The sequence below is a fragment of the Salinisphaera sp. SWV1 genome (genome assembly GCF_052044155.1).
Lineage (GTDB): Bacteria > Pseudomonadota > Gammaproteobacteria > Nevskiales > Salinisphaeraceae > Salinisphaera.
In genome coordinates, this window is sequence record NZ_JBQDYE010000192.1 from 1 (window position 1) to 507 (window position 507).

The following is a 507-nucleotide window of genomic DNA, read 5'->3' on the forward strand; positions in this document are numbered from 1 at the left end:
TGAACGCTTCACCCCAGGAAGTGGAGTCATCATCACGCTGCGGTGAATTCCACACCACTTCCCAGCCAAGGAACGCGCTGACAACGAAGACCGTATGGAACAGCATGCGTACCGGAGCCAGCAGCACGGAAAAAAGCACTTCCAGCAGCAACGATAATGTAACGCGCCAGAAGCCGCCGTATTCTTTCGTTCCTTTGCACCAGATAAGCAAAATGCCCAATACCTTCGGCAGGAACAACAGCACCATGGTCGAAGCAAAAAGTGCAATCGCCAGCTCAGGACGCCACTGCGGCCACACTGGGAACAACTGCCGTGGTTGCAGGAAGTATCGCGGTTCGGTCAACGCATGCACTACCTGCAATGCAGTAGAGAGCGCGAGGAACATAAACCACAGCGGAGCGGAGAGATAAGACATCACGCCCGTCAGGAACACCGCACGGTGAACCGGGTGCATACCCTTCACCAGGAACAGACGGAAGTTCATCAGGTTACCGTGGCACCATCGGC

1 pseudogene is annotated in these 507 nt (G+C 55.4%); it reads right to left on the reverse strand.

Annotated elements, in window-relative coordinates:
• Positions 1-507, reverse strand: a pseudogene (locus ACS8YF_RS20205) (glucans biosynthesis glucosyltransferase MdoH); the annotation flags it as partial.